The 426-nt window shown below is 63.6% G+C and carries 1 protein-coding gene and 1 pseudogene; one reads left to right on the top strand and one right to left on the bottom strand.

Going from position 1 to position 426, the window contains the following annotated elements; genetic code table 11:
* Nucleotides 1–13 precede the first annotated feature (13 nt).
* Nucleotides 14–211: a hypothetical protein gene (locus I5M_RS13710; protein WP_022721918.1), complete on the bottom strand. Its 198-nt coding sequence runs from the start codon at nt 209–211 to the stop codon at nt 14–16.
* Between the two features lie 45 nt (nt 212–256).
* Between I5M_RS13710 and I5M_RS33665 the strand changes: the two are divergent.
* A pseudogene (locus I5M_RS33665) lies at nt 257–426 on the top strand (tRNA glutamyl-Q(34) synthetase GluQRS); the annotation flags it as partial.

Genomic DNA, 426 nt, shown 5'->3' with positions numbered 1-426 from the left:
CTGAGAGAACCGGCTATTCCTTCGGCACGACGAAGCAATACTGACGGTCGTCCTTGCTGGAGACCCAATAGTTCGTCGTGTAGTAGGCGAGCTGAGTCGTCCCAGCGGGCCGGTTGTCCTGCAGCAGGGTAAGCACCGCGTTGGCGATCGCTTCTCCTTGCGTATCGGCGCGGTAGGACAGGTTCTTGGTGAACAGGCCTTGCTCCACCATGTCGCAATCTGCGGGCTGACCATCGCTTGCAACGAAGATCTTCACCTCGCTGCCGGCACGCCCTATGCGCTGAGGCTCGACATGGCTGCCGCAGTTGCCCAAGTGGGTGAGCTGAGCTGGCACGAAGACGGCCGCGGCCCGGGCGGCGAGACCGGACTCGTGAGGGCGCAGCCGCTGGATTGGGGCGACGTCATCATCGCCCGCAAGGAGACGCC

Origin of the sequence: Rhodopseudomonas sp. B29 (assembly GCF_000333455.1) — a bacterium.
In the GTDB taxonomy this organism is placed as follows: domain Bacteria; phylum Pseudomonadota; class Alphaproteobacteria; order Rhizobiales; family Xanthobacteraceae; genus Rhodopseudomonas.
Note: the sequence above shows the minus strand (reverse complement) of the source record. Positions and strands in the feature narration are given on the sequence as shown.

Excerpts from the sequence above, each read along its gene's own strand:
- I5M_RS13710 (WP_022721918.1), bottom strand. The coding sequence starts at position 211 with ATGGTGGAGCAAGGCCTGTTCACCAAGAACCTGTCCTACCGCGCCGAT.